At 76.1% G+C, this 872-nt stretch carries 1 pseudogene; it reads left to right on the plus strand.

Annotation, left to right across the window (positions count from 1 at the left end):
- Positions 1-446: pseudogene (locus ACFXGX_RS16815) on the plus strand (hypothetical protein); the annotation flags it as partial.
- Positions 447-872 lie beyond the last annotated feature (426 nt).

Here is an 872-nt window from a genome sequence, read left to right on the forward strand (position 1 = left end):
TGCTGCAGACGGTCGTGGCCGTCGCCGCCGAGAAGAACTCCACTCTCGTCCTGCCCTTCCCGGTCGAACTGCTGCGCTTCCTGGAACGGGCCCAGCCCGGACAGCCGCCGGTAGTGCCGCAGTCGCAGCCGGAACGGCCGCGGAGCGCACCGCCCTCGGTGGAACGGCAGCCCGGGGTCGAGCCCGTGGAGCCTCCCTCCGTGCAGGACCGGCTCACGGGCGCCCTGGGAGCGCTCGGTCTTCCGGAGGCGTTCGCGGACACGGACGGGCTCGGAGTCCCGGACACGTTCGGCATCCTGGGCGAGCCCAGGGTGCCGATGGAGCCGGAGGGACCGGAGGGCTCCGGGAACCCGGACGGGTTCGGGAGCGCCGGCAAGTCCGGGAACGAGGCGGACCGGTCCGGGAGCGCGGAGAAGCGCACGGAGCCGGAGACACCGGCGGGGTGACCCGGACTGTGCGGTGATCCAGGCCCCGGGGTGACCCGGGCCGACGGGTGATTGAGGCTCCCGCCCCGGGGTGACCCGGACCGAGGGGTGACCCGGGCCGAGGGGTGACCCGGGCCGAGGGGTGACCCGGGCCGAGGGGTGCTCCGGGCCGAGGGGTGCTCCGGGCGCCCGGAGCCCGCGCGGCCGGTGGAGAGCGCTCGATGCTCCCTCGCCGGATAATCACGTGCCCGCCCCGCGACCCGTCGCTAGGGTGCGTGCCATGAAGCGTGCCGCGATGAACACGACGACGCCGGAGAGTGTCCCGGCGCGCTGACCGCTGACGTGAGTCGAGGGCCCCGCGGGCCGGGGCCCCGGGGGCGGCGGGGTGGGGGGCGCCCCCCCCCCCCCCCTCTAACCCCCCTAAAAAACCCCCCCCCCCCCCCCCCC

It is taken from the genome of Streptomyces sp. NPDC059371 (assembly GCF_042751995.1).
Classification (GTDB): Bacteria; Actinomycetota; Actinomycetes; order Streptomycetales; family Streptomycetaceae; genus Streptomyces.